The organism is Mesorhizobium sp. WSM4307, from assembly GCF_007003945.1.
Classification (GTDB): domain Bacteria; phylum Pseudomonadota; class Alphaproteobacteria; order Rhizobiales; family Rhizobiaceae; genus Mesorhizobium.
Map to the genome: position 1 here is coordinate 23,237 of NZ_VFTB01000011.1, position 23,565 is coordinate 46,801.

At 61.2% G+C, this 23,565-nt stretch carries 22 protein-coding genes and 1 tRNA gene; 3 read left to right on the top strand and 20 right to left on the bottom strand.

Annotated elements, in window-relative coordinates; genetic code table 11:
- The first annotated feature begins 43 nt into the window (after positions 1-43).
- Positions 44-691: a helix-turn-helix domain-containing protein gene (locus FJV83_RS25655; protein WP_095793730.1), complete on the top strand. Its 648-nt coding sequence runs from the start codon at positions 44-46 to the stop codon at positions 689-691.
- Positions 692-744: 53 nt separating this feature from the next.
- Positions 745-1,260 carry a GNAT family N-acetyltransferase gene (locus FJV83_RS25660; RefSeq protein WP_095775410.1) on the top strand — a complete coding sequence of 172 codons (516 nt, stop codon included), beginning with the start codon at positions 745-747 and terminating at the stop codon, positions 1,258-1,260.
- Here FJV83_RS25660 and FJV83_RS25665 read toward each other — a convergent pair.
- The 3 genes from FJV83_RS25665 to FJV83_RS25675 all read right to left on the bottom strand — a co-directional run bounded on the left by FJV83_RS25665 (position 1,257) and on the right by FJV83_RS25675 (position 5,644).
- Positions 1,257-2,456 carry an acetate/propionate family kinase gene (locus FJV83_RS25665; RefSeq protein WP_142886227.1) on the bottom strand — a complete coding sequence of 400 codons (1,200 nt, stop codon included), beginning with the start codon at positions 2,454-2,456 and terminating at the stop codon, positions 1,257-1,259. The two genes, FJV83_RS25660 and FJV83_RS25665, sit on opposite strands and share 4 nt — an antisense overlap.
- A gap of 51 nt (positions 2,457-2,507) precedes the next feature.
- Positions 2,508-4,931, bottom strand: coding sequence for a phosphoketolase family protein (locus FJV83_RS25670; RefSeq protein WP_142886228.1), 2,424 nt, complete (start codon positions 4,929-4,931; stop codon positions 2,508-2,510).
- Between the two features lie 637 nt (positions 4,932-5,568).
- Positions 5,569-5,644, bottom strand: a tRNA-Lys gene (locus FJV83_RS25675).
- Positions 5,645-5,948: 304 nt separating this feature from the next.
- Here FJV83_RS25675 and FJV83_RS25680 point away from each other — a divergent pair.
- The gene (locus FJV83_RS25680; protein ID WP_095789719.1) at positions 5,949-6,398 is read left to right on the top strand and encodes a BA14K family protein; all 450 of its coding nucleotides are present in this window, start codon (positions 5,949-5,951) and stop codon (positions 6,396-6,398) included.
- A 114-nt stretch (positions 6,399-6,512) separates the two neighbouring features.
- Here FJV83_RS25680 and FJV83_RS37095 read toward each other — a convergent pair whose 3' ends face one another.
- From FJV83_RS37095 to FJV83_RS25760, 17 genes are all read right to left on the bottom strand, one after another.
- Positions 6,513-6,749, bottom strand: coding sequence for a DUF6882 domain-containing protein (locus FJV83_RS37095; protein WP_246691922.1), 237 nt, complete (start codon positions 6,747-6,749; stop codon positions 6,513-6,515).
- The gene (locus tag FJV83_RS37750) at positions 6,662-6,988 is read right to left on the bottom strand and encodes a DUF6882 domain-containing protein (RefSeq protein ID WP_348645166.1); all 327 of its coding nucleotides are present in this window, start codon (positions 6,986-6,988) and stop codon (positions 6,662-6,664) included. The genes FJV83_RS37095 and FJV83_RS37750 overlap by 88 nt, the downstream gene beginning before the upstream one ends.
- Positions 6,989-7,022: 34 nt before the next feature.
- Positions 7,023-8,516, bottom strand: a complete 1,494-nt coding sequence (gene glpK, locus FJV83_RS25690) for a glycerol kinase GlpK (protein WP_142886229.1) — start codon at positions 8,514-8,516, stop codon at positions 7,023-7,025.
- Between the two features lie 90 nt (positions 8,517-8,606).
- Entirely contained in the window at positions 8,607-10,331 is a 1,725-nt protein-coding gene (locus FJV83_RS25695) for an ABC transporter substrate-binding protein (protein ID WP_095775404.1), read from the bottom strand.
- A gap of 79 nt (positions 10,332-10,410) precedes the next feature.
- Positions 10,411-10,698, bottom strand: a complete 288-nt coding sequence (locus FJV83_RS25700; protein ID WP_038652733.1) for a DUF2160 domain-containing protein — start codon at positions 10,696-10,698, stop codon at positions 10,411-10,413.
- 2 nt (positions 10,699-10,700) lie between these two features.
- On the bottom strand, positions 10,701-11,618 hold the full coding sequence (locus FJV83_RS25705; RefSeq protein ID WP_095775403.1) for a carbohydrate ABC transporter permease: 918 nt from the start codon (positions 11,616-11,618) through the stop codon (positions 10,701-10,703).
- A 1-nt stretch (position 11,619) separates the two neighbouring features.
- A complete protein-coding gene (locus FJV83_RS25710) occupies positions 11,620-12,486 on the bottom strand; it encodes a sugar ABC transporter permease (protein WP_013895315.1) in 867 nt (288 codons plus the stop codon).
- Complete coding sequence (locus tag FJV83_RS25715) at positions 12,487-13,554, bottom strand: ABC transporter ATP-binding protein (RefSeq protein WP_142886230.1); 1,068 nt, start codon at positions 13,552-13,554, stop codon at positions 12,487-12,489.
- A 10-nt stretch (positions 13,555-13,564) separates the two neighbouring features.
- On the bottom strand, positions 13,565-14,644 hold the full coding sequence (locus FJV83_RS25720; RefSeq protein ID WP_095775401.1) for an ABC transporter ATP-binding protein: 1,080 nt from the start codon (positions 14,642-14,644) through the stop codon (positions 13,565-13,567).
- Between the two features lie 41 nt (positions 14,645-14,685).
- Positions 14,686-16,212 carry a glycerol-3-phosphate dehydrogenase gene (glpD, locus tag FJV83_RS25725; protein WP_095775400.1) on the bottom strand — a complete coding sequence of 509 codons (1,527 nt, stop codon included), beginning with the start codon at positions 16,210-16,212 and terminating at the stop codon, positions 14,686-14,688.
- A 129-nt stretch (positions 16,213-16,341) separates the two neighbouring features.
- The gene (locus FJV83_RS25730) at positions 16,342-17,109 is read right to left on the bottom strand and encodes a DeoR/GlpR family DNA-binding transcription regulator (protein WP_095775440.1); all 768 of its coding nucleotides are present in this window, start codon (positions 17,107-17,109) and stop codon (positions 16,342-16,344) included.
- A gap of 126 nt (positions 17,110-17,235) precedes the next feature.
- Complete coding sequence (locus tag FJV83_RS25735; protein WP_142876820.1) at positions 17,236-18,648, bottom strand: aspartate aminotransferase family protein; 1,413 nt, start codon at positions 18,646-18,648, stop codon at positions 17,236-17,238.
- A 211-nt stretch (positions 18,649-18,859) separates the two neighbouring features.
- Positions 18,860-19,591: a peptidase gene (locus FJV83_RS25740; RefSeq protein ID WP_010909605.1), complete on the bottom strand. Its 732-nt coding sequence runs from the start codon at positions 19,589-19,591 to the stop codon at positions 18,860-18,862.
- A gap of 31 nt (positions 19,592-19,622) precedes the next feature.
- Positions 19,623-20,414, bottom strand: a complete 792-nt coding sequence (locus FJV83_RS25745; protein WP_142876821.1) for a transglutaminase family protein — start codon at positions 20,412-20,414, stop codon at positions 19,623-19,625.
- Between the two features lie 7 nt (positions 20,415-20,421).
- The gene (locus FJV83_RS25750) at positions 20,422-21,363 is read right to left on the bottom strand and encodes an alpha-E domain-containing protein (protein ID WP_095775397.1); all 942 of its coding nucleotides are present in this window, start codon (positions 21,361-21,363) and stop codon (positions 20,422-20,424) included.
- 139 nt (positions 21,364-21,502) lie between these two features.
- Positions 21,503-22,915, bottom strand: a complete 1,413-nt coding sequence (locus FJV83_RS25755) for a circularly permuted type 2 ATP-grasp protein (protein ID WP_032933458.1) — start codon at positions 22,913-22,915, stop codon at positions 21,503-21,505.
- Between the two features lie 170 nt (positions 22,916-23,085).
- Positions 23,086-23,322, bottom strand: a complete 237-nt coding sequence (locus FJV83_RS25760) for an Lrp/AsnC family transcriptional regulator (RefSeq protein WP_010909609.1) — start codon at positions 23,320-23,322, stop codon at positions 23,086-23,088.
- Positions 23,323-23,565: the final 243 nt, after the last annotated feature.

Here is a 23,565-nt window from a genome sequence, read left to right on the forward strand (position 1 = left end):
ATTTGCGCGATTGCTGTGTCACGGATCAACCGGGAAGACAGCCATGCAAGCCTACACCTCCTCCAGGATTTCATTGTCGTCGCATCTTGCTCAGCCGGGCCTGCCAGCGCCACTCGATTCCGGGCCGGTGCAGCCGGTCAGCTTCTTCCCAGCGGGTTCAGAGATCTATGCCCAGGGCGGGAAGGCGGGAGCCTTCTACCAGGTCGAGTTCGGCGCCGTTCGCATCTACCGACTGCTTGCCGATGGCCGCCGGCAGATAAGTGCCTTCCACCTGGCTGGAGAGACATTCGGCTTCGAAGCTGGCACGACGCACCACTTCTTCGCCGAAGCGATCAATGCCACCTGTGTTCGTGTCTTCCGCTTCAATGCTGGGGCGGACATGTCACATCAGTTGCTGCCCCTGGCGCTCAAGGGGTTGACCAGGGCCCAGGAACACCTCCTCGTCCTGGGTCGCCAGAACGCCATCGAACGCGTGGCCGCCTTCCTGGTGGATATGGTGGAGCGCCAAGGCGGCCTGCGGCAGGTGGAACTTCCGATGTCGCGCATGGACATCGGCGACTATCTGGGACTCACCATCGAGACCGTGTCACGGGTTTTCACCCGGCTGAAGGACAAGGGCGTCATCCGCCTGCTCAACCTGCGCAGCGTCGAAATCCTCAAGCAGGACGTGTTACGGACCATGGGCGAATGAGCCCTCCCAAGCAGCGAGCGTAACGTCAGCCTCAGATCAGGAATCTTGTTGTCATGAACGATACACTTACCACCCACACCGGATTTCGCTTCGAAGTGCGTCGCGCGCGCCCTGAAGACGAGGCCGGGCTGGCCGAGTTCTTCACGCATGTGACCGCGGAAGATCTGCGCTTCCGCTTTCTCGGCGCTGTGAAGGAAGTTTCGCATGAACGGCTGGTGGCGATGACGCGTTCAGACGACGCGCATATCCATAATTTCGTGGCCTTCTCGACCGACGGAATGTTGATCGCCGTTGCGACGCTGGCAAGCGATCGCGCCGACCGAACCGGCGAGGTCGCGATCTGCATTCGCGCGGATCGCAAGCATCTGGGCGTTGGCTGGGAACTGCTCGCCTATATCTCGAAATATGCCGAAAAACTTGGACTCGAAGCGATCGAAGCGATCGAGAGCCGTGAAAACCGTGCCGCCATCGAGGTCGAGCGCGACATGGGTTTCACCGTGACCACCGATCCCGACGATGCGACACTCGTCCAGGTTCGAAGGGAACTGGGCGCACGATCAGCCGGTTAGGGGCTCGGCCCCTCCTGGTTTGCCGAAGACGCAAAGATCGACATCTCTACCGCGACGGCACGTTCTTCATCTGCTGGAATGACAAGGACATCGACGCCGGAATTGCGATTGCTGACAACGTCCTCGCCTCGTCGGTTTCGCTGTTCATCGATGCCAACTCCAAGCCAGGCCGCGGCGGCGCCGATCCTTTCCCGGACCAACGGCGCGTTTTCGCCAATGCCGGCAGTGAACACCAGCGTGTCCAGTCCTCCCATGGCAGCGGCCAGCGATCCTATCTCGCGTCCGATCCGATAAACGAAGAGATCGACAGCCTGAACGGCAGCAGGATCCTCCGAGCCGATCAGGGTCCGCATATCGCCAGATATACCAGACACGCCGAGTAGGCCTGATTGCTCGTAGAGAAGCATGACCAGTTCTTCGGCGGACAGCCGCCGTTCCTGCAGCAAGTGGAGGATGACCCCCGGATCGAGCGCACCGCAACGCGTGCTCATGACAAGGCCGTCCAGGGTCGAAAACCCCATCGTCGTGGCGACACTTCGTCCAGAGTCCATGGCGCACAGGCTGGCGCCGCTGCCGAGATGAGCGACGATCGTGCGGCCGCCGGCGACGGCGCCGTATCGGTCATGCAGCTTCGCAGCGATGTGGCTGTAGGACAGCCCATGAAAGCCGTAGGAAACGATGCCCGCCTCGGTCATCGCGCGCGGCAGCCCGTAGGTTTTGGCAAGCTCCGGCCGGGTCGAATGAAACGCCGTGTCGAAGCATCCTACCTGGACGGCCTGCGGGAGGAGTGCAGTGGCCAGCGCGACAATCTCGAGATTGATCCGTTGGTGGATGGGCGCCATTGGCTCGAGCAAGCGCAGTGCTTTGAGCGTGCGTTCGTCGAGCTGCGTTGCTTCGGTGAAGTCGCGCCCGCCGTGAACGATCCTGTGCCCTACCCTGTCGATGCGACGCAAGAGATCGTTTTCGACGAGCACGGAGGCAACCGCCGCGAACGCCTTGTCCATATCGATTGGTTCTTTGCTCAGGCTCCTGTCGACTTTGGAGCTGCCGGCTACGGCCTCGACACGCAGCCGCGGTTGTTGACCCAGAGAGGAGACGTTGCCGCGCAGCAGCAGCGGCAGCTCACCGCGTCGCCCGAATACGGCGAACTTCAGGCTCGAAGAACCGCCGTTGAGAACAAGGATCGCGTCGGTCATGAAGCCGTCCGAAATGTTGCCGTTCCCATGCGCTTGCGAACGGGTGTCCGTTCAATCCGGACGCTTCGGCGCCGCATCAGCATCCTGTCCCCACTTCCAGTCAAGGATCTCCGGCATGTCCTGCCCATGGGCGCGAATATAGGCTCGATGTTTAAGCAGCTTGCTGTCCATCGCCTGCTTCAGGCTGACCCGCATGCCCTTCAGTCGCGGAACCCAGTCGAGGACGCTTTGGACGATATGAAAGCGGTCAAGGCCGTTCAGCACCGTCATATCGAAAGGGGTCGTTGTCGTCCCTTCCTCGTTGTAGCCGCGCACATGGATGTTGTCATGGTTGGTGCGCCGATAGGTCAGGCGGTGAATGGTCCAGGGATAGCCATGATAGGCAAAGATGACCGGTTTATCCGGGGTGAACAGCGCATCGAAATCACGATCCGACAGACCGTGCGGATGATATTCCTTCGGCTGAAGCGTCATCAGGTCGACGATATTGACCACCCTGATCCTGAGGTCGGGAGCCTGTTGCCTGAGGATCTGCACGGCGGCCAGCGTTTCGAGGGTCGGGACGTCGCCGGCGCAAGCCATCACGACGTCGGGCTCAGCCCCATCGTCCGTCGACGCCCAGTCCCAGATGCCGATCCCTGCCCGGCAGTGAACGATCGCCTTGTCCATCGGCAGCCACTGCCATGACGGCGGCTTGCCTGCGACGATGACGTTGATGCGGTTCCAGGTCTGCAGCACATGGTCGGTCACGCACAGCAAGGTGTTGGCGTCCGGTGGCAGGTAGACCCGTACGATGTCGGCCTTCTTGTTGAGGGCGACGTCGATGAAACCAGGGTCCTGATGGCTGAAGCCGTTATGTTCCTGATGCCAGACATGGCTGGACAACAGATAGTTCAGCGATGCGATCGGCCGGCGCCACGGGATCTCGCGGCAGGCATCCAGCCATTTCGCATGCTGGTTGAACATGGAATCGACGATGTGGATAAACGCCTCGTAGCAGGAAAACAGGCCGTGGCGCCCGGTGAGCAGGTAACCTTCCAGCCAGCCCTGGCAGGTGTGCTCGGAGAGGATTTCGAGAACTCGGCCGTCGCGCCCGAGATGAACGTCTTCGGGCAGAATCTTTTCCATCCAGCCGCGCTCGGTTACTTCAAACACGTCCTGAAGACGGTTTGAGGCAGTCTCGTCCGGGCCGACGATGCGGAAGTTCTTCGCGGCCTCATTCAACCGCATGACGTCCCGCAGGAATCTGCCCATCGCCCGCGTCGACTCGGCCTTGATGGCGCCGGGGCGCTCGACCGCAATGGCGTGGTCATGCAACCCGGGCAGTTCGAGGGACCTGCGCAGCAGGCCGCCATTGGCGTGCGGGTTGGCACTCATTCGTTTCGTTGCCTGCGGTGCCGTGGCGCGGATCGAAGCGACAGGAGCGCCAGCGGCGTCGAACAGTTCCTCGGGCCGGTAGCTTCTCAGCCACTCCTCAAGCAGCTTGAGATGCGCGGGGTTTTCGGCAAGGCCCGACAATGGAACCTGGTGCGAGCGCCAGAAGCCCTCTGTCTTCAGGCCGTCGACCTCTTTCGGCCCGGTCCACCCCTTAGGGCTGCGCAGCACGATCATCGGCCATTTTGGTCTTGGCTCGGTCGGGGCTAGTCCGTTGCGCGCGGCATGCTGGATAAGCTTGATGCGATCAAACGCATCGTCGAGCACGCTCGCCATCCGCTCATGCATCAGGACCGGCTCGTGGCCTTCCACGAACAGCGGCTCATAGCCGTAGCCGGCAAACAGCGCGCGCAATTCCTCTTCGGGAATGCGGGCCAGTATAGTTGGATTGGCGATCTTATAGCCGTTGAGATGCAGGATCGGCAGCACGGCCCCGTCGCGCGTCGGGTTGAGGAATTTGTTGGAGTGCCACGCGGCCGCCGACGGTCCGGTTTCTGCTTCACCGTCACCGACGACGCAGGCAACGATGAGATCAGGATTGTCAAAGGCCGCGCCATAGGCGTGCGAAAGCGAATAGCCCAACTCGCCGCCCTCATGGATCGAGCCAGGCACGTCCGGTGCGGCATGGCTCGGTATGCCGCCGGGAAACGAGAACTGCCGGAACAGCTTGCGCATCCCCTGCTCGTCCATCGCAATGTCCGGATTGAGCTCGCTGTAGGTGCCTTCCAGATAGGTATTCGCCACCATTGCCGGGCCGCCATGACCGGGCCCGCAGATATAGATCACATTCGCGTCCCTGAGCCGGATGACGCGATTGAGGTGGGCATAGATGAAACTCAATCCGGGCGACGTTCCCCAGTGGCCGAGGAGACGCGGCTTGACGTGCTCAAGCCGCAACGGTTCGCGCAGCAGCGGATTGTCGAGCAGGTAGATCTGGCCGATCGTCAGATAGTTGGCTGCGCGCCAATAGGCATCGATATCATGCAGCTCGCGATCCGACCGAAGGCCGCCGGAAGCTGGTATCGTCCTATGCTCGGTCATGTCTGGCTCCCATCCTGTTGGCGCCCTGTCGCCGGAGCGCGACATGGGCTTGTGTTCGTCGATCCGCGGGGAATGGACACCAACGCGTGTGCACGCTTTCCGTTCATCGCTTCGCAACCTTACGTATCCGTGTCCTCGAGCGCGCGCGCCTCCGGGTATGTCGCCATGCAGAGACATGCTATTGGCTTCATGAGATTTCGCGTCCTTCGCAACATGCCTGCGCTCGCGACATCTATGGAGGCCGCGGACAGCGCTGCATTGATTCACCGCAAATGCCGCCATCGGTGCGACCAAGGAATGAAGGTTGGGCATGCTCGGTCGGGAGGCCCACCCGCGAATGCTGACATTCACTGCTCCTGAACGACCTAGCGGGTTGTGGTGCCGCTGATAGTGCTCCGTTACCGGCGCCGAATGGATCGAGGCAAGGCCCGACTTGAACAGCCCCGACTTGAACAGCAGGTGAGGGTCGAAGCGTCCGATTTGAAGAACTCTAGCGTGTCGAAGGACTTGCACGACCATTGACGGCCAATGGCAAGCTTAGCCACCTCTCCTTACGGGCACTACGCGGACACAAATGCGGCGCTGTGGCAAAACAACCCCGTCAGCCTCGTGTAATTTATTGATTTCATTGACATATTGGTGAGCGCGATGGGATTCGAACCCATGACCTACTGATTAAAAGTCAGTTGCTCTACCGGCTGAGCTACGCGCTCCCGCGGGCGCGAAAAGGCGGCCCTCGAAATTGCGCGGAACATAGGGAGAGTGCCTCGACCGGTCAACCGGAAAAAGAGCATCCGCAAGCCATACCGCGCAAGCATTCCCACTGTGGCACTCCGCCTGCTTCGATCAAAGGCGCAACGCCCCCGGCGAAGCGCTGGCATCACCCCACGTCGGCGCTGGTGGGAGGCCTCAGAAACATTACAATTCAGCAACTTGGGATTTAGCGAGGAACCTTCCCCAAAACCACCCGTTGTCTCGCCTCAAGGGACGTCAATCACCCTTTCGAAGGAGAAGGTCATGAACAAGATCGTATCGGGTATACTGGCGACCACCCTGTCGGCTTCGTTTGCCGCGACTGCACTGCCTGCCAATGCCACGCAGATGTTGGTGCCGCAGGCGGCTTCGAGCGCTGTGCAGACGGTCGATTACAAGCCGTGGATGAAGAACCGCCATTTCGACGGCAACCGTAACTTCGCGCGTAACGGCGACGCCTATTGGAATGGCCATCGCGGCTATCGCGAATATCATCGCGGCTATCGCCGCCACGGCGACTACTGGTTTCCGCTGGCAGCTTTCGCGACTGGCGCGCTGATTACGGGTGCCATCGTCAACAGCGAGAACAACCGCGTCTCCGAAGGCAATGCGCATGTGCAGTGGTGCTACGACCGCTATCGCAGCTATCGTGCTTCGGACAACACATTCCAGCCGAACTACGGACCGCGCCAGGAGTGCCGTTCGCCTTACTGACCCAGGGATGAGTGTCAGTGGCTGGCAAGTCTGATTACAAGGCCCGCGTTGGAAATGGCGCGGGCCTTTTCGTTGAGACTTTCAGCATCCCGGTCAACGGAATGAAGTTTCCTGTCAGTTGGTCCAGCTTGCGCTTTTGAGCATCAGATAAAGGCCTCCACCTTCTCCGCGCGGAGAGCGATAGGCTCCGAGCGCGTCACAGATTCGCACCATTGCCGCGGCCAGTTCCCAGCCGAGTGCTTCCAGGTCATCTGTCGTGTCGGTCACAAAAGCCTGCTGAAGTTCGGCAATATCATTCTCCTCGCCGAAGGAACGAACGCGATTGGCGTCGGCAAGAAGTTCGTTGGGCAAGTTGGAATTCGACCACGCCCAAAGCCAGTTGCCGGCCTTGGCGCTGTCGAGCCAGCAATCTGAATCTCGGCAACGACCTTGACGGCACCATTGTCCGAAAACAAAAGCCTGCCGGTCGTCAGGTCATAGTCATAGCGCGGCCAGCGGCCGAGGCGAAACTCCTTCTCCAAAATGGCATTCTTCGCGGTCAGCTGTTCAAAAGCCTCGTCCCGCCAAGCAGGATACCAGTCTGGCTGCATGTCCCCCACCTCAAGTCCGTTCCTGTGGTGACCGTTATGACACGCTCAGAGTCCTGCGCACAGCATCGCGCCAGCCTGCCAGCTTGGCGGATCGCGTGGCGCTATCCATCTCCGGCTTGAACCGCCGCTCGAGCGCCCAGCTCTTGGCGAATTCCTTCGCCTTGGGCCAGACACCAGCCTTCGAGCCGGCAAGCCAGGCCGCACCCAGCGCGGTCGTCTCGAGGATGGTCGGGCGATCGACGGGAGCATCGAGAATGTCGGCCAGCCGCTGCATAGTCCAGTCCGACGCGACCATGCCGCCATCGACCCTCAGCACCGTTTTCGCCGAAGTGCCCTTCCAGTCCTTGCGCATGGCGTCGAGCAGGTCGCGGGTCTGATAGGCGACGGCCTCCAGGGCGGCGCGCGCGAACTCCGCAGGACCGGAATTGCGTGTCAGTCCGAAAATCGCGCCGCGCGCCTCGGCGTCCCAATGCGGCGCGCCGAGACCGACAAAGGCCGGCACCAGATAGACGTTTTGCGTCGGATCGGCTTCATCAGCGAGTTTGCCGCTCTGCTCGGCCTTGCCGATCACCTTGATGCCGTCCCGCAGCCATTGCACGGCAGCGCCGGCAATGAAGATCGAGCCTTCCAGGGCATAGGTGGTCTTGCCGTTCAGCCGATAGGCGATGGTGGTCAAGAGCCGGTTCTTCGAACGCACCAGATCGCCGCCGGTGTTGAGCAGCGCGAAGCAGCCGGTGCCATAGGTGGATTTCATCATGCCCGGCTCGAAGCAGGCCTGGCCGATGGTCGCGGCGTGCTGGTCGCCGGCAACGCCGAGAATCCTTATTGCGGCGCCGAAGAGATTCTTCTCCGTGACGCCATAGTCATCTGCGCAATCCTTCACTTCGGGCAGCATCGCGGGGGGAATGCGCAGGATGGCCAGTAGCTCGTCGTCCCAGACATTTTTCTCGATGTTGTAGACCAGCGTGCGCGAAGCGTTGGTGGCATCGGTGGCGTGGACCTTGCCGCCGGTCAGCCGCCAGATCAAAAAGCTGTCAATCGTGCCGGCGAGCAGCTCGCCCTTCTCGGCACGCTTCCTCGCCCCCTTCACCTTGTCCAGCATCCAGGCGATCTTGGTGCCCGAGAAATAGGGATCGAGCAGAAGGCCGGTCTTGCACGTGAAATTCTTCTCCAGCCCCTGCTTCTTCAGTTTCTGGCAGAGCGGCGCGGTGCGCCGATCCTGCCAGACGATGGCGTTGTGGATCGGCTTGCCGGTCGCCCTGTCCCAGATCACGACGGTCTCGCGTTGGTTCGTGATGCCGATGGCGGCGACATCAGATCCTTCGCGGCCAGCATTCTTCAGCGCAGCCTTCACGGTCGTCACGACGCTTGCCCAGATCTCTTCGGGGTCATGCTCGACCCAGCCCGAGGCCGGATAGTGCTGGGTGAATTCCTTCTGCCCGCTGCCGGCGACTTTCATCTCACCGTCAAACAGGATCGCCCGGGTCGATGTCGTTCCCTGGTCGATTGCCAGCACAAAACCGCTCATTGCGTCCTCCGCCTTCACACAAACAGGGGAGACGGCAACATGCCGCCTCCCCCAATTTCACACGGGCGCGAGCGCCCGCATAGGGCAGTCCTATTTCTGCCAGCTCTTCACCAGTTCGTCGTAGTTGATGGTGATCGGCTTGTCCTTCTCCTTCTCGAGCTTCAGCTGAGGCGCCAGATTGCCGCCCTTGACCGCGTCGGCGTTCCAGTAAGCAAGGTCATGCTCTTCGGCCATCTTCGGTCCGATGTCGCCCTGGACACCGGATTTCTCGATACGTGCCATGACTTTTTCCTGATCGGCGCAGAGCGAGTCCATGGCTTCCTGCGGTGTTTTGGCACCAGACGATGCGTCACCGATGTTCTGCCACCAGAGCTGAGCCAGCTTCGGATAGTCCGGCACGTTGGTACCGGTCGGCGTCCACTGCACACGGGCCGGCGAGCGATAGAACTCGATCAGACCGCCGAGCTTCGGCGCACGTTCGGTGAAGCTCTTGTCATGGATGGTGGAGTCGCGAATGAAGGTCAGGCCAACCTGGCTCTTCTTCACATCGACGGTCTTCGAGGTGACGAACTGGGCATAAAGCCAGGCGGCCTTGGCGCGGTCGGTCGGCGTCGACTTCATCAGCGTCCAGGAGCCGACGTCCTGATAGCCGAGCTTCATGCCGTCCTTCCAGTAGGAGCCGTGCGGAGACGGCGCCATGCGCCACTTCGGCGTGCCGTCCTCGTTCATGACCGGCAGGCCGGGTTTGACCATGTCGGCGGTGAAGGCGGTGTACCAGAAGATCTGCTGGGCGACATTGCCTTGCGACGGCACGGGGCCGGATTCGGAGAAGGTCATGCCCTGGGCTTCCGGCGGCGCATAGGCTTTCAGCCAATCAAGATACTTCTGGATGGCATAGACCGATGCTGGTCCATTGGTGTCGCCGCCGCGCGCGGTGCACGAGCCGACAGGCCGCGAATTCGCATCGACCTTAATGCCCCATTCGTCGACCGGCACACCGTTCGGCAGGCCCTTGTCGCCATTGCCGGCCATCGACAGCCAGGCGTCCGTGAACCGCCAGCCGAGCGACGGGTCCTTCTTGCCGTAGTCCATGTGGCCATAGACCTTCTTGCCGTTGACGTCGCGGCCAGTGAAGAATTCGGCGATATCCTCATAGGCCGACCAGTTGACCGGCACGCCGAGATCATAGCCGTACTTGGCCTTGAAGTCGGCCTTGTTCTTCTCATCGTTGAACCAGTCGTAACGGAACCAGTAGAGGTTCGCGAACTGCTGGTCGGGCAGTTGGTAGAGTTTCTTGTCCGGCGCGGTGGTGAACTTCGTGCCGATGAAGTCGTCGACGTCGAGCATCGGATCGGTGACGTCCTTGCCTTCGCCCGCCATCCAGTCGGTCAGGTTGCGCACCTGCTGGTAACGCCAGTGGGTGCCGATCAGATCGGAATCGTTGACCCAGCCGTCATAGATGTTCTGGCCGGTCTGCATCTGGGTCTGGATCTTCTCGACGACGTCGCCTTCCTGGATGACGTCATGCGTGACCTTGATGCCGGTGATGGCGGTAAAGGCCGGTGCCAGCACCTGAGACTCGTACTGGTGGGTGGTCAAGGTTTCAGACACGACTTTGATTTCCATGCCGGCGAAGGGCTTGGCCGCGTCGATGAACCACTGCATTTGCTTTTCCTGGTCGGCGCGGGAAAGCGTCGACACGCCGCCTATCTCTTTGTCCAAAAAGGCTTTTGCCTCATCCATCCCGGCATAGGCATTGCCGACGCCGAGCAACAGGACAAGGGCCGTTGTTGATGTTAAAAATTGCCGTCGCATGTGTTTCCTCCACTGTTTCAGGTTTGAAGTGCGATCTGGTGCGGTCGCCGGCATGCGGCCGCTCCAACAGTATCCCCCTCTATACGTAGCGGAACACGCCGATGGCGTAGACCACGGAGAGAGCGAGAGCCCACCACAGGTTGGATCCAACGAGACCCAGCCAAGCGAGATGAATAAAGGCGCTGCCAAGCAGCGACAGGAAAAGACGATCGCCGCGCGTCGTCTCGAAGCGCAGGATGCCGACGCGCGGATTGCCGCCCGGCGAGGCGTATTCCCAGGCCGCCATGCCGCACAGCAACAGCAGAACAGTCGCGAAGAAGGCCGCCGTCGGCCACGTCCACGCCATCCAGGAGAGATCTAGGTTCATGATCATACCCTCCCCAGGGCAAAGCCCTTGGCGATATAATTTCGCACGAACCAGATGACGAGCGCGCCGGGGATCAGCGTCAGCACGCCGGCGGCGGCGAGCAGGCCCCAATCCATGCCTGCGGCCGAAACGGTGCGCGTCATGGTGGCGGCGATCGGCTTGGCGTCGGTTGTGGTCAGCGTGCGTGCGATCAGCAATTCGACCCACGAGAACATGAAGCAGAAGAAGCAGGCGACACCGATGCCGCTCGCGATCAGCGGCATGAAGATTTTTACGAAGAAGCGCGGGAAGGAATAGCCGTCGATATAGGCGGTCTCGTCGATTTCCTTCGGCACCCCCGACATGAAGCCCTCGAGAATCCACACCGCCAGCGGAACGTTGAACAGGCAATGCGCCAGCGCCACCGCGATATGCGTGTCGATAAGCCCGAAGGCCGAGTAGAGTTGGAAGAACGGCAGCGCGAACACCGCTGGCGGCGCCATGCGGTTGGTCAGCAGCCAGAAGAACAGATGCTTGTCGCCAAGGAAGCGGTAGCGCGAGAAGGCATAGGCCGCCGGCAGCGCCACCGATACCGAAATCACCATGTTCATGACCACATAGGTGATCGAGTTGATGTAGCCGGAGTACCAGGCCTTCTCGGTGAAGATGGTGACGTAGTTGGCGATTGTCGGCGCGTGCGGGTAGAGCGTCATCGAGTTGACGATCTCGGCATTGGTCTTGAAGCTCATATTGATGAGCCAGTAGATCGGCAGCAAAAGTACGATGATGTAGAGCGTCGGCACGATCCACCACCAGCGCGATTCCTCGCCGCGCCGGCGCATGCGCCTGTCGAGATCGCTCTGCGACAGCGTACCGGCGAGACCTCCCGAAGCAGTCCCGTTCATCGCATTGCGCTCGGTTCGTTCATTGGCGCCAGCCATTTCAGCGCTCCGCGTCGTAATTGGTCATCACGGTGTAGAACACCCATGACAACAACAGGATGATGAGGAAGTAGACCAGCGACATGGCGGCCGCCGGGCCAAGGTCGAACTGGCCGAGCGCCGTCTTGACGAGGTCGATTGACAGGAAGGTCGTCGAGTTGCCCGGCCCGCCGCCGGTGACGACGAACGGTTCGGTGTAGATCATGAAACTGTCCATGAAGCGCAGCAGCACGGCGATCAAAAGCACGCGCTGCATCTTCGGCAGCTGGATGTAGCGGAACACCGCCCAGCGCGAGGCCCCGTCGATCTTGGCCGCCTGGTAGAAGGCATCGGGGATCGAGACCAGTCCGGCGTAGCAGAGCAGCACGACGAGGCTGGTCCAGTGCCAGACATCCATGACGATGATCGTCACCCAGGCATCGAACGGATCCTGCACGTAATTGTAGTCGATGCCGATCGCGTTGAGGTAATAGCCCAACAGTCCGATGTCGTTGCGTCCGAACACCTGCCAGATGGTGCCGACGACGTTCCACGGGATCAGCAGTGGCAGCGACATCAGCACCAGGCAGACCGGCACGCCCCAGCCCTTCTTCGGCATGTTGAGCGCGATGAAGATGCCGAGCGGCACCTCGATCGCCAGGATGATGAAGGAAAAGATCAGGTTGCGGACCATCGCTTCCCAGAAGCGGCTGGACGACAGCAGTTCCTCGAACCATTCGGTGCCGGCCCAGGTGAAGACATTGTTGCCGAATGTGTCCTGCACCGAATAGTTGACGACCGTCATCAGCGGGACGACGGCGGTGAAGGCTACCAGCACCAGCACCGGCAGCACGAGGAACCAGGCCTTGTTGTTCCAGGTCTTGTCCATCTATGCCCCCATCTCGACACGCCAGGAATCGGCATAGATGTTGATGCCGGCCGGATCGAACCGCACCTTCGGTTCGGCTGGCACGGTCTCGTCCTCACCGATGACGGCAGCGATGTCCCTGCCTTCCAGCTTGGCGCGCACCACCTTGTGGCGCCCGACATCCTCGACCTTGCTGATCGAAACGGCCATGCCGTCGCGGCCGAGCCGCACATATTCGGGGCGGATGCCAAGTTCGATGGCGCCGCTGTCGGCCTTCGGCGCGCCCGGCAGTTCGATCCGCTGCGACCCGAGCGTCGCCGTCCTGCCGTCGATCGCCACCGGCATGACGTTCATGCCGGGCGAGCCGATGAAATAGCCGACAAAAGTGTGGCGCGGCCGTTCGAACAGTTCCGCCGGCGTGCCGATCTGGACGATGCCGCCATCATACATCACCACGACTTGGTCGGCGAAGGTCAGCGCCTCGGTCTGGTCGTGGGTGACATAGACCATGGTGTAGCCGAAGCGGCGATGCAGTTGCTTCAATTGCGAGCGCAGCACCCACTTCATATGCGGGTCGATGACGGTCAACGGCTCGTCGAACAGGATGGCGTTGACGTCGGAGCGCACCAGGCCGCGGCCGAGCGAGATTTTCTGCTTCTGGTCGGCGGTCAGGCCCCTCGCCTTCTTCTTGGCCCAGGACGCCAGATCGATCATCTCCAGCGTCTCGCGCACCTTGCGGTCGACATCGGCCTCCGGCACGCCGCGATTGCGCAGCGGAAAGGCCAGATTGTCGTAGACGGTCATGGTGTCGTAGATGACCGGAAACTGAAACACCTGCGCGATGTTGCGCTCCTGCGTCGACAGATTGGTCACGTCCCTGCCGTTGAACAGCAACTGGCCGTGCGAGGGATGCAGCAAGCCCGAAATGATGTTGAGCAGCGTGGTCTTGCCGCAGCCGGATGGGCCGAGAAGCGCATAGGCGCCGCCATCCTCGAATGTGTGGTGCACTTCCCTGAGCGCGAAATCGGCATCCTTCTGCGGGTTCGGCAGGTAGGAATGCCTGACATGGTTGACGTCGATGCGCGCCATATCGCCCTCCTCAAGCCGCCAGCTTCGGCGCGGTCACGGCGCGGCCGTGCTCGTCGAAGACCATGATGTGACGCGGATCGATGAACACCTCGACCACTTCGTCGGTCTCGAAATCCCGGATGCCGTGGGTCAGCATGACCCAGCGCACGTCGGCAAAATCGAGATGGATGAAGCTCTCCGACCCGGTGATTTCCGTGATGGTCACCTTGGCCCGCACTGGCACTGCGCTGGCATTGGGCCGTTCGAGCGAAAGATGGTGCGGCTGAAAACCGATCGTGTAATTGCCATCGGCAATGCCGACGAGTTCGGGCGGCACCGGCAGCTTCACCCCGCCTTCGAGCAGGAAGTCGGCGCCCTTCTTGGCCAGCACGATGGTGTTGAGGGGCGGATCGGCGAAGGTCCGAGCCGTCACCAGGTCGACCGGTTTGCGGAAGACGTCGATGGTCGGTCCGAACTGCGTGATGCGGCCTTCCGACAGCGTTGCCGTGTTGCCGCCGAGCAGCAGCGCCTCATGCGGCTCTGTCGTGGCGTAGACGAAGATGGTGCCGGCGGCGGCGAAGATCCTCGGCAGTTCGGCCCGCAGTTCCTCGCGCAATTTGTAGTCGAGATTGGCAAGCGGCTCGTCGAGCAGCACCAGGCTGGCATTCTTGACGATGGCGCGCGCCAGTGCGGTGCGCTGCTGCTGGCCTCCCGACAGGCTGAGCGGGGTGCGGTCGAGATAGGGCGTCAGCTTCAGCAGCGCCGCGGCCTCGCGCACCTGGCTGTCGATCTTGCCTTGCTCCGCGCCGGCCACCCGGAGCGGCGAGGCGATGTTCTCATAGACGGTCATCGCCGGATAGTTGATGAACTGCTGGTAGACCATGGCGATCTTGCGCTTCTGCACCGGCACGCCGGTGACATCCTGGCCGTCGAACCAGACCGAGCCGGAGGTCGGCACATCCAGGCCGGCCATCAGCCGCATCAGGCTGGTCTTGCCGGAAAGCGTCGGCCCGAGCAGCACGTTGAGCGAGCCGTGCTGAAGCGTCAGCGACACGTCGCGGATATGCTCGGCCGCACCGACCGTCTTGGTGACGTTTCTCAGTTCCAGCATGACGCCTCCTCCCAGGCTTTCCGCATCAGCTCAAACCCTCTTCATTCGGCAGCCGCGACATGCCGCCGGCTTATGCCGCGCATGAATTCATCGAGTGCCGCCACCTGCTCGCGGTTGAGATGCAGGCCGCGCTTTGTGCGACGCCACAGTACATCCTCTGATGTGACGGCCCACTCATTTTCAACGAGATAGCGCACTTCGGCCTCATAGAGATCGCCGCCGAAACTGCGGCCGAGCTCGGCATTCGACTTGGCAAGACCAAGCAGACGCTGGGCCCGCGTCCCGTAGAGCCGCGTCAACCGCCGGGCGAGGCGCGCATCGAGGAAAGGATAGGCTGTCTTCAGCTTCGCCACCTGTGCGTCGAACCCGGTCGCCGGGAAATCGCCGCCCGGCAACGGCGCGTCCGATGTCCACGGCTTGCCGCGCTTGCCGAGAAAACCCTCGATCTTTTCCAGCATCGATTCCGACAGCCGGCGATAGGTGGTGATCTTGCCGCCGAAAGCATTGACGATCGGGGCTGCACCCTCACCGCCATCGGCCTTGAGCACGTAGTCGCGTGTCGCTTCCTGCGCCTTGGAGGCGCCGTCATCGTAGAGCGGACGGACAGCCGAATAGGTCCAGACGATGTCCGAACGCTTGACGGGTTGCGCGAAATACTCACTGGCCGCGGCGCAGAGATAATCGATCTCGGTGTCGCTGATCTTCACATCGTGCGGATCGCCGGGATAATCCCGGTCGGTGGTGCCGATCAGCGTGAACTCGTCCTCGTAGGGGATGGCGAAAATGATGCGACCATCCTTGTTCTGGAAGAAATAGGCGCGCGGATCGTCGAACTTCTTGGCGATGACGATATGGCTGCCCTGCACCAGGCGGACATTGTGCACGTCGTTCTGGCCGACGACGCCGGAAAGTACATGATCGACCCAAGGTCCGGCGGCATTGACCAGCAGCCGCGCCTTGATCTCTTCCGTTTCTCCGCTCCGCAGGTTCTCGATCTTGATTGTCCAAAGGCCGTTTTCGCGGCGCGCGCCGACCACCTTCGTGCGGGTCCGGATCGTTGCGCCACGATCGGCGGCATCGCGTGCGTTGAGCGCCACCAACCGCGCATCGTTGACCCAGCCGTCAGAATATTCGAACGCCTTTTTGAACAACGGCTTCAAAGGCTTGCCAGCCGGATCGCTCGCCATGTCGAGCGTCCTGGTCGCCGGCAGCAATTTTCGTCCGCCAATGTGGTCGTACAGGAACAGGCCGAGCCGGATCAGCCAGGCCGGACGCAGCCCCTTGGCATAGGGCAGCACGAAGCGCATCGGCCAGATGATGTGCGGCGCGTTCTTCCACAGAACCTCGCGCTCCATCAGCGCCTCGCGCACCAGGCGGAACTCGTAGAATTCGAGATAGCGCAGGCCGCCATGGATCAGCTTGGTGGAACCGGAGGAGGTTCCGCTGGCGAGGTCGTTCATCTCGGCGAGAAAAACCGAAAACCCGCGCCCAACTGCATCGCGGGCTATGCCGCAGCCGTTGATACCGCCACCTATGACGAAAATGTCCCGGACTGAAGACGTGTCCACTTAACTCCTCCACGATTTCGCATTGCACCATTTTTGGTCTTTTGCGAAACCGTGACGGAATTATTTCGAACTCATAACGAATGTCAAACGAAATATATAACAAACCCGTGAGACGATTGGGAAAGGGCCTCACCCCAGCGACGTCTCGATCAGCTGAACCTCGGCCTCCTGGCAGATCTTGCGCACCGAGGGGATGTCGCAGCGGTCGGTGATGAAGGTGTTGACCTGCGACAGGTGACCGATGCGCACCGGCGCCGTGCGCTCGAACTTGGTCTGGTCGGAGACCAGAATCACATGCCTGGCATTGGCAATGATCGCCTGCGCCACCTTCACCTCGCGAAAATCGAAGTCGAGCAAGGCGCCGTCATGGTCGATGGCCGAGGCGCCGATAACGGCGTAGTCGACCTTGAACTGCCTGATGAAATCGACCGCTGCCTCGCCGACGACGCCGCCATCCGACCCGCGCACCACCCCGCCGGCAATCACCACCTCGATCGAAGGATATATACGCATCCTATTGGCAACATTGATATTATTGGTGATCACCATCAGGCCGTTATGGTCGAGCAACGCCTTGCTGACCGCCTCCGTCGTGGTGCCGATATTGATGAACAGCGAGGCGTTGTCGGGGATCAACCTTGCCGCCGCGCGGCCGATGGCTTCCTTCTCGTCCGCAGCGATCTTGCGCCTCGCCTCATACTCCATGTTCTCGATACCGGACGGGAACAATGCGCCGCCATGAATGCGGGAAAGCAGGCGCTGGTCACAGAGATCATTGAGATCCTTGCGAATGGTCTGCGGCGTCACGTTGAAACGCGTGGCCAGATCGTCGACCAGCACGCGGCCATGGTCCTTGGCCATCTGGATGATCTCGGCATGGCGTGGCGACAGATACATGGGCGGCCTCCCGTTTTCGTTTTTCTTGTCTATAGCCGAAAACGAAAGCAATGAAAAGGCATAAGCCGGCTAAGGGAAATCACCTGATTGCAAAGGCAAACTCCAGCGCAATCCTACATGGGCCTGTCAGGCCAGGCCGCGCGCGATTTCGGTGATGACGGCAAAAGCCGCATCGACATCGCTAGCGGTCGCCTCGAACTGGCCGACCTGGAAGCGGATTGCCACCTGCCCGTCGACCCTCGTCTGCGTCAGGTAGATGCGGCCATCGTCGTTGATCGCATTGACGAGCCGCAGATTGTGCGCGTCGGCATCGGCGCTTGAGGGCGCCCTGTGCCGGAACGAAAACAGCGACAGCATCGGTTCGCTGACGATCTCGAAATCCGACTCCTTTGCCAGCCGCCCGGCAAGGCCCTCGCTCCAGTTCACATGGTTGCGGATCATGGCGCGCAGGTTTTCCAGCCCGTGGGCGCGCAGCAGGAACCACAGTTTCAGGGCTCGGAAGCGCCGGCCAAGCGGCACCGACCATTCGGAATAGTTGATGATGCCGTCATGACCGTGGGTTTTCAGATAGTCCGGCTTGATGGCCAGCGTCCTGACATGGCTTTCGGGGTCGCGCAGGAACTGGATCGAGCAGTCGAACTGTGCGCCCAGCCATTTGTGCGGATTGAAGACGATCGAATCGGCACCTTCGACACCGGTCCAGAAGTGCCTGTACTCGGGGCAGATCATCGCCGATCCGGCCCAGGCCGCATCGACATGAAGATACAGTCCATGCCGCTTGGCGACCTCGGCGACCGCCGCAATGTCGTCCGTGCCGCCGGTGCTGGTACCGCCGACGCAAGCGATGATGCCCGCCGGCAGCAGGCCGGCTTGCCGGTCGGCCACGATGGCCGCCTCCAGGGCGGCGGTATCCATGGCGCGAAAGGGGCCGGAGACCGGAATGCGCACCAGATTGTCCTCGCCGATGCCCGACACCCAGATCGCCCTGTCGATCGACGTGTGCACCTGATCCGAGGAATAGATGCGCAACTGGCCCTGCCCGGCCAACCCCATTTTGTTGCCTTGCCAATCCAGCGCCCGCTCGCGCATGGTCAGCACGGCATTGAGTGTCGCCGACGAAGCCGAATCCTGGATGACGCCGGAAAATCCCTCGGGAAGGCCAAGTGCCTGGCGCATCCAGTCGACGGCGCGGGTCTCAAGTTCGGTCGCCGCCGGCGAGGTCTGCCAAAGCATGCACTGCGCGGCCATTGCGGAGACGAGATACTCAGCCACCACCGAAACCGGCGCCGCATTGGCCGGGAAATAGGCGAAGAAGCGCGGGTGCTGCCAATGCGTCATGCCCGGCACGATCTTCTCTTCGAAGTCGGCGAAGATCCTGTCCATCGGTTCAGCGTCTTCCGGCGGCGAGGCCTCAATGCTCCTGAAAATGTCACCCGGTTCGACCAGCGGCCGCACCGGCCGCTCGCGCAATGAATTGCGATAGTCGGCGCCCCAGTCGGCGGCGCGCCGCGACCACTGCCGGAACTCGTCATTGTTCATCCTGTCCTCCCGACACGAATGCAATGCCGGCACTCCTCGCCCGGCTCTCAAATTCCATCAATAATTAACATGTGAAATAGATGCAAGCGCTGGCGCTACGGCAAGCGCCCTAAAGCGCATCGCTTGATAGGATCCAAGCGGATGCGCTTTAGATCCTTGTTCTTGTGCATGTCGTTCGCCCAAAACCGGGGCCACTTTTGGGCGGCATGCATCACCCCGGAAAATCCGGCAGGCTGGCAAAGGCGCTCTTCAGCGCATTCGACCAGCCGTCAGAGATGGTGCGGTAATACTGGTCGTCCTGAGCAATCCGCTTCTTCAGGCCGACCTTGAAGGCGTCCTTCTCCAGGAACAGCAGGTCGAGCGGCAAGCCGACCGACAGGTTGGACTTGAGTGTCGAATCGAACGACACCAGCAGCAGCTTCACCGTCTCGGCCAGGCTCATCGTCCGCTCATAGGCGCGGATGATAATCGGCTTGCCGTATTTGGTCTCGCCGATCTGGAAGAACGGCGTGTCGTCGGTCGATTCGATGAAATTGCCCTCGGGATAGATCATGAACAGCCGCGGCGGACTGCCCAAGATCTGCCCGCCGAGGATGAAGGAGGCGTTGAAATAGGAATCGGCCTTCTCGCCGGCGGGAGACGATTGCGCGATCACTTCTTTCACCGTGTCGCCCACCAATCGCACCGTCTGGTACATGGATGGTGTCTCGAGCAATTTCTCGTGGCGGTCGGTCACCGCCTTGGTGCGTTCGTCGAGCAGGCTGACCACGGCCTGCGTCGTCGCCAGATTGCCGGCCGACATCAGGACGATGACGCGCTCACCCGGCTGTTCCCAGACATGCATCTTCTTGAAGGTCGAGATCGAATCCATGCCGGCATTGGTGCGCGTGTCCGACATGAACACGAGCCCGCGATCGATCTTCAGGCCGACGCAATAGGTCATGGAATCTCTTCTGGCACTAATCCTTGCGGGATTACTGCTCTACCGTGACGGTGACCGCAAGCCGTTCTTCCGCCTGTCCCAGTCGAATTCCCGACACCGGCGAGGCGTCGCGGTAGTCGCGGCCGGTCGCCACCTTCACATAACGCTCGTCGGGAGAAATACCATTGGCTGGGTCGAAGGCAACCCAGCCGAGACCCGGAACATGCGCTTCAGCCCAGGCATGGCTTGCCGCCTGCTCGACAGCATCCATCATCAGATAGCCGGAGACGTAGCGCGACGGAAATCCCATGGCGCGCGCGGCGGCGGCAAAGATATGGCTATGGTCCTGGCAAACCCCGGTCTTCAGCGCCAGCGCCGCTTCGGCCGGTGTGGTCGCATTGGTTGTGCCGGGCGTGTAGGCGACGCGCTCGCCGATCATGGCCATCAGCCGGTGCAGCCGTTCGATATCGGTGCCCGTGCCGACCGCTTCGGCCAGCTTGCGGATGCCGCCGCCGATGGTGGTCAAGGGCGTTTCCTGCGCGAACAGCCACAGCGGCGCAAAGCCCTGATGCGACCCGCAAACGCCTGACGTGTCGCGCGTCACCACCTCGCCGGACGCCTCGACCGTGATGAAATCTCGGTCACCCTCGACACTCAACAGCCTTGTGTCGTTGCCGTAGTGATCGGTAAACCGCACTTCCTCGCGCGCGCCTTCGACCTTCAGCGCCCAGGACAGCACCGTCTGTGTCTGTCCGCTGACCGGAAGCAGCCGCAGCCGCTGCAGCAGATATTGCACCGGCGCGTCGTAGCGGTATTCGGTCCGGTGGGTGATCTTGAGCCGCATGAGGTCCTCAATAAAACCGGTAATCCTGCGCGATCTCGTCGCCGAGCCGGGTGTTGTCGCGAATGAACCCGGCGAGGAACTCGTGCAGACCCGCGTCGAATATATCCTTGATCGACCCGGCCCTCAGCATGGCTTGCGTTTTTTCCGCCGTCGCGTGGCAGGCGTGGCGCTCGCCGTAATCGTCGCTCAGGAACTTCAGATGTTCGGACAGGAAGCGGTAGCAGAAGGTCAATGAACGCGGCATGCGGACGTTGAGGATCAGGTAGTCGGCGATGTTGGTCGGCTTGTAGTCCGCATCATAGACCCAACGGTAGGAGCGGTGCGCCGACACCGAGCGCAGGATCGATTCCCATTGATAGTTGTCGAGCGTCGAACCAACCCAGGAGATCGACGGCAGCAGCACGTAATATTTCACGTCGAGGATGCGCGCCGTGTTGTCGGCGCGCTCGACATAGGTGCCGAGCTGCGAGAAGTCGAAAATCTCGTTGCGCAGCATGGTGCCGTAGAACGAGCCGCGGATCAGCGCCGTCTCGCGCTTGATGGCGTCGAGGACGTTTGGCAGGTCGCGCTCGTCGATTGGCCTCGCCAGCATCCGCTTCAGCGACATCCAGGCTTCGTTGATGCTTTCCCAGGTCTCGCGCGTCAGCGCGGTGCGCACCATGCGGGCATTGTTGCGGGCCGTCTCGATCGACGACATGGTGCTCGACGGGTTCGAGGTGTCGCGCAAAAGGAAATCAGCGACATCGGCGGCCGTATAGTCCGAATACTTCTGCTTGAAGGCCACGTCGGAGCCGGCGCTGAGCAGCACCGAATTCCATTCCTCCGACGCGCTTTGCGTGCGGGTCAGCGCCATGCGCAGGCCGGCATCGACCAGCCGCGCCATGTTTTCGGCCCGCTCGATATAGCGGTTCATCCAGTAGAGCCCGTTGGCGGTGCGGCCGAGAAGCATAGGAAGGCCCTTTGGGCTAGTGAGTAGGGAATAGTGAGTAGTCAGTAGTAAACAATTGAATTTCAATGGAATATGGCATGCGCTTCTCCTCTACTGCTGACTACTCACTACCGACTATTCCCTACTCACTCATCTCGTCTCAATCATCCAACACCCAGGTATCTTTCGTTCCGCCGCCCTGCGACGAGTTCACGACCAGAGAGCCTTCCTTCAACGCCACGCGCGTCAGGCCGCCGGGCACGATCTGGATGCGGTCGGAAACCAGAACGTAAGGCCTGAGGTCGACGTGGCGCGGCGCCAGTCCCTTGTCGGTCAGGATCGGGCAGGTCGACAGCGCCAGCGTCGGTTGGGCGATATAGTTGGAAGGCTTCGCCGCCAGTTTCTTGGCGAAGGCTTCGCACTCTTTCTTGGTCGCCGCCGGTCCGACCAGCATGCCGTAGCCGCCGGAGCCGTGCACTTCCTTGATCACCAGTTCGTGGATGTGCTCGAGCACATATTTCAGGCTGTCCGGCTCCGAACAGCGCCAGGTCGGGATGTTGCCGAGGATCGCCTTGCGGCCGGTATAGAATTCGACGATCTCGGGCATGTAGGAATAGATCGCCTTGTCGTCGGCGATACCGGTTCCCGGCGCGTTGGCGATGGTGATGTTGCCGGCGCGATAGACATCCATGATGCCGGGTATGCCGAGGGCCGAATCCGGTCGGAAGGTCAGCGGGTCCAGGAAGGAATCGTCGACACGGCGGTAGAGCACGTCGATCTGCTTGTAGCCTTCGGTCGTGCGCATCGCCACATGGCCGTCGACGACGCGCAGATCCTGGCCCTCAACCAGTTGCACGCCCATCTGGTCGGCAAGGAAGGCGTGTTCGAAATAGGCGGAATTGAAGCTGCCGGGCGTCAGCACGGCGATGGTCGGCGCGCCCTTGGTGCTTTGCGGCCGAACCGCCGCCAGCGACTGGCGCAGCAGCTGCGGGTAGTTCTCCACCGGCCGCACCTTGATCTTCTGGAACAGCTCGGGGAACAGCTGCATCATCGTCTCGCGGTTCTCCAGCATGTAGGAGACACCGGACGGGGTGCGCGCATTGTCCTCCAGCACGTAGAACTCGTCCTCGCTGATGCGCACGATATCGACGCCGATGATGTGGGTGTAGACGCCGGCCGGCGGCCGCACCCCGATCATCTCCGGCAGGAACGCCTCGTTCTTGGCGATCAGGTCCCTGGGAACGCGGCCTGCACGCAGGATCTCCTGGCGATGGTAAATGTCGTCGAGGAAGGCGTTCAGCGCCTGCACGCGCTGCTCGATGCCTTGCGTCAGGCGCCGCCACTCATTGCCTGAAATGATGCGCGGAACGATGTCGAAGGGGATCAGCCGCTCGGAGGCTTCCTGCTCGCCATAGACGGCGAAGGTGATGCCGGTCTTGCGGAAGACGCGTTCGGCGTCCTGCATCTTCTCGGTAAGTCTGGCTGGATCCTGTTCCTTCAGCCAGCGATCATAAGCCGAATACGGTCTTCTCAATCCGGAAACTTCCGGAAGCATTTCATCGAACGCTGCCAATCGCATACTCCCCTGTGACGCCATTTCACTGGCGTCGCCGAAGAAAATCAAGCGCAATCGGTGATTTGGGAGATGCGGACGATCAGTATGTTGCGGCTGCCTAAAATTGAGGCAGTCGAAATACGACCTTGATCAGGCTTTGCCTCGTGCCCGGGCAAATGCCTTCCCGGTTAGAAGGCGCGGAAGGTGACGACCGTGAACGTGTCCTTGATGCCGGGGAGAATCTGCACCTTCTCGTTGACGAAATGGCCGACATCTTCCTCGTCATCGACATAGAATTTGGCGAGCAGGTCGTAATTGCCGGCGGTGGAATAGATTTCCGAAGCGATCTCGGCATCGGCAAGCGCGCTGGCAACCTCATAGGATTTGCCCAACTCGCATTTGATCTGCACGAAAAACGCCTTCATGGCTTCGTCCCGCTAAACGTCCAAGTCCAAGCGGCCCTTCTGGCAGACTGGAGGCGGCCTTTCAAGCACTGGAATCCGCACTTGGCCGGCACGGACCCTGGCCACGGCCTCGCGTGGCCCGGCAACCGGCAGGACATTCCGGTGGCGAATATTCGCAATCGGTGAAACCGGGATGCACCGCCGAGCGTATGTTATCGTGCGTCATCGGACATTATTTTTGAGGGACCATTCCGAGGGACAACG

What these genes read in the sequence shown, in the direction of transcription:
- FJV83_RS25655 (WP_095793730.1), top strand. Translation starts at nt 44, where the DNA reads ATGCAAGCCTACACCTCCTCCAGGATTTCATTGTCGTCGCATCTTGCT.
- FJV83_RS25660 (WP_095775410.1), top strand. Translation starts at nt 745, where the DNA reads ATGAACGATACACTTACCACCCACACCGGATTTCGCTTCGAAGTGCGT.
- FJV83_RS25665 (WP_142886227.1), bottom strand. Translation starts at nt 2,456, where the DNA reads ATGACCGACGCGATCCTTGTTCTCAACGGCGGTTCTTCGAGCCTGAAG.
- FJV83_RS25670 (WP_142886228.1), bottom strand. Translation starts at nt 4,931, where the DNA reads ATGACCGAGCATAGGACGATACCAGCTTCCGGCGGCCTTCGGTCGGAT.
- FJV83_RS25680 (WP_095789719.1), top strand. Translation starts at nt 5,949, where the DNA reads ATGAACAAGATCGTATCGGGTATACTGGCGACCACCCTGTCGGCTTCG.
- FJV83_RS37750 (WP_348645166.1), bottom strand. Translation starts at nt 6,988, where the DNA reads ATGCAGCCAGACTGGTATCCTGCTTGGCGGGACGAGGCTTTTGAACAG.
- glpK (WP_142886229.1), bottom strand. Translation starts at nt 8,516, where the DNA reads ATGAGCGGTTTTGTGCTGGCAATCGACCAGGGAACGACATCGACCCGG.
- FJV83_RS25695 (WP_095775404.1), bottom strand. Translation starts at nt 10,331, where the DNA reads ATGCGACGGCAATTTTTAACATCAACAACGGCCCTTGTCCTGTTGCTC.
- FJV83_RS25700 (WP_038652733.1), bottom strand. Translation starts at nt 10,698, where the DNA reads ATGAACCTAGATCTCTCCTGGATGGCGTGGACGTGGCCGACGGCGGCC.
- FJV83_RS25705 (WP_095775403.1), bottom strand. Translation starts at nt 11,618, where the DNA reads ATGGCTGGCGCCAATGAACGAACCGAGCGCAATGCGATGAACGGGACT.
- FJV83_RS25710 (WP_013895315.1), bottom strand. Translation starts at nt 12,486, where the DNA reads ATGGACAAGACCTGGAACAACAAGGCCTGGTTCCTCGTGCTGCCGGTG.
- FJV83_RS25715 (WP_142886230.1), bottom strand. Translation starts at nt 13,554, where the DNA reads ATGGCGCGCATCGACGTCAACCATGTCAGGCATTCCTACCTGCCGAAC.
- FJV83_RS25720 (WP_095775401.1), bottom strand. Translation starts at nt 14,644, where the DNA reads ATGCTGGAACTGAGAAACGTCACCAAGACGGTCGGTGCGGCCGAGCAT.
- FJV83_RS25730 (WP_095775440.1), bottom strand. Translation starts at nt 17,109, where the DNA reads ATGTATCTGTCGCCACGCCATGCCGAGATCATCCAGATGGCCAAGGAC.
- FJV83_RS25735 (WP_142876820.1), bottom strand. Translation starts at nt 18,648, where the DNA reads ATGAACAATGACGAGTTCCGGCAGTGGTCGCGGCGCGCCGCCGACTGG.
- FJV83_RS25740 (WP_010909605.1), bottom strand. Translation starts at nt 19,591, where the DNA reads ATGACCTATTGCGTCGGCCTGAAGATCGATCGCGGGCTCGTGTTCATG.
- FJV83_RS25745 (WP_142876821.1), bottom strand. Translation starts at nt 20,414, where the DNA reads ATGCGGCTCAAGATCACCCACCGGACCGAATACCGCTACGACGCGCCG.
- FJV83_RS25750 (WP_095775397.1), bottom strand. Translation starts at nt 21,363, where the DNA reads ATGCTTCTCGGCCGCACCGCCAACGGGCTCTACTGGATGAACCGCTAT.
- FJV83_RS25760 (WP_010909609.1), bottom strand. Translation starts at nt 23,322, where the DNA reads ATGAAGGCGTTTTTCGTGCAGATCAAATGCGAGTTGGGCAAATCCTAT.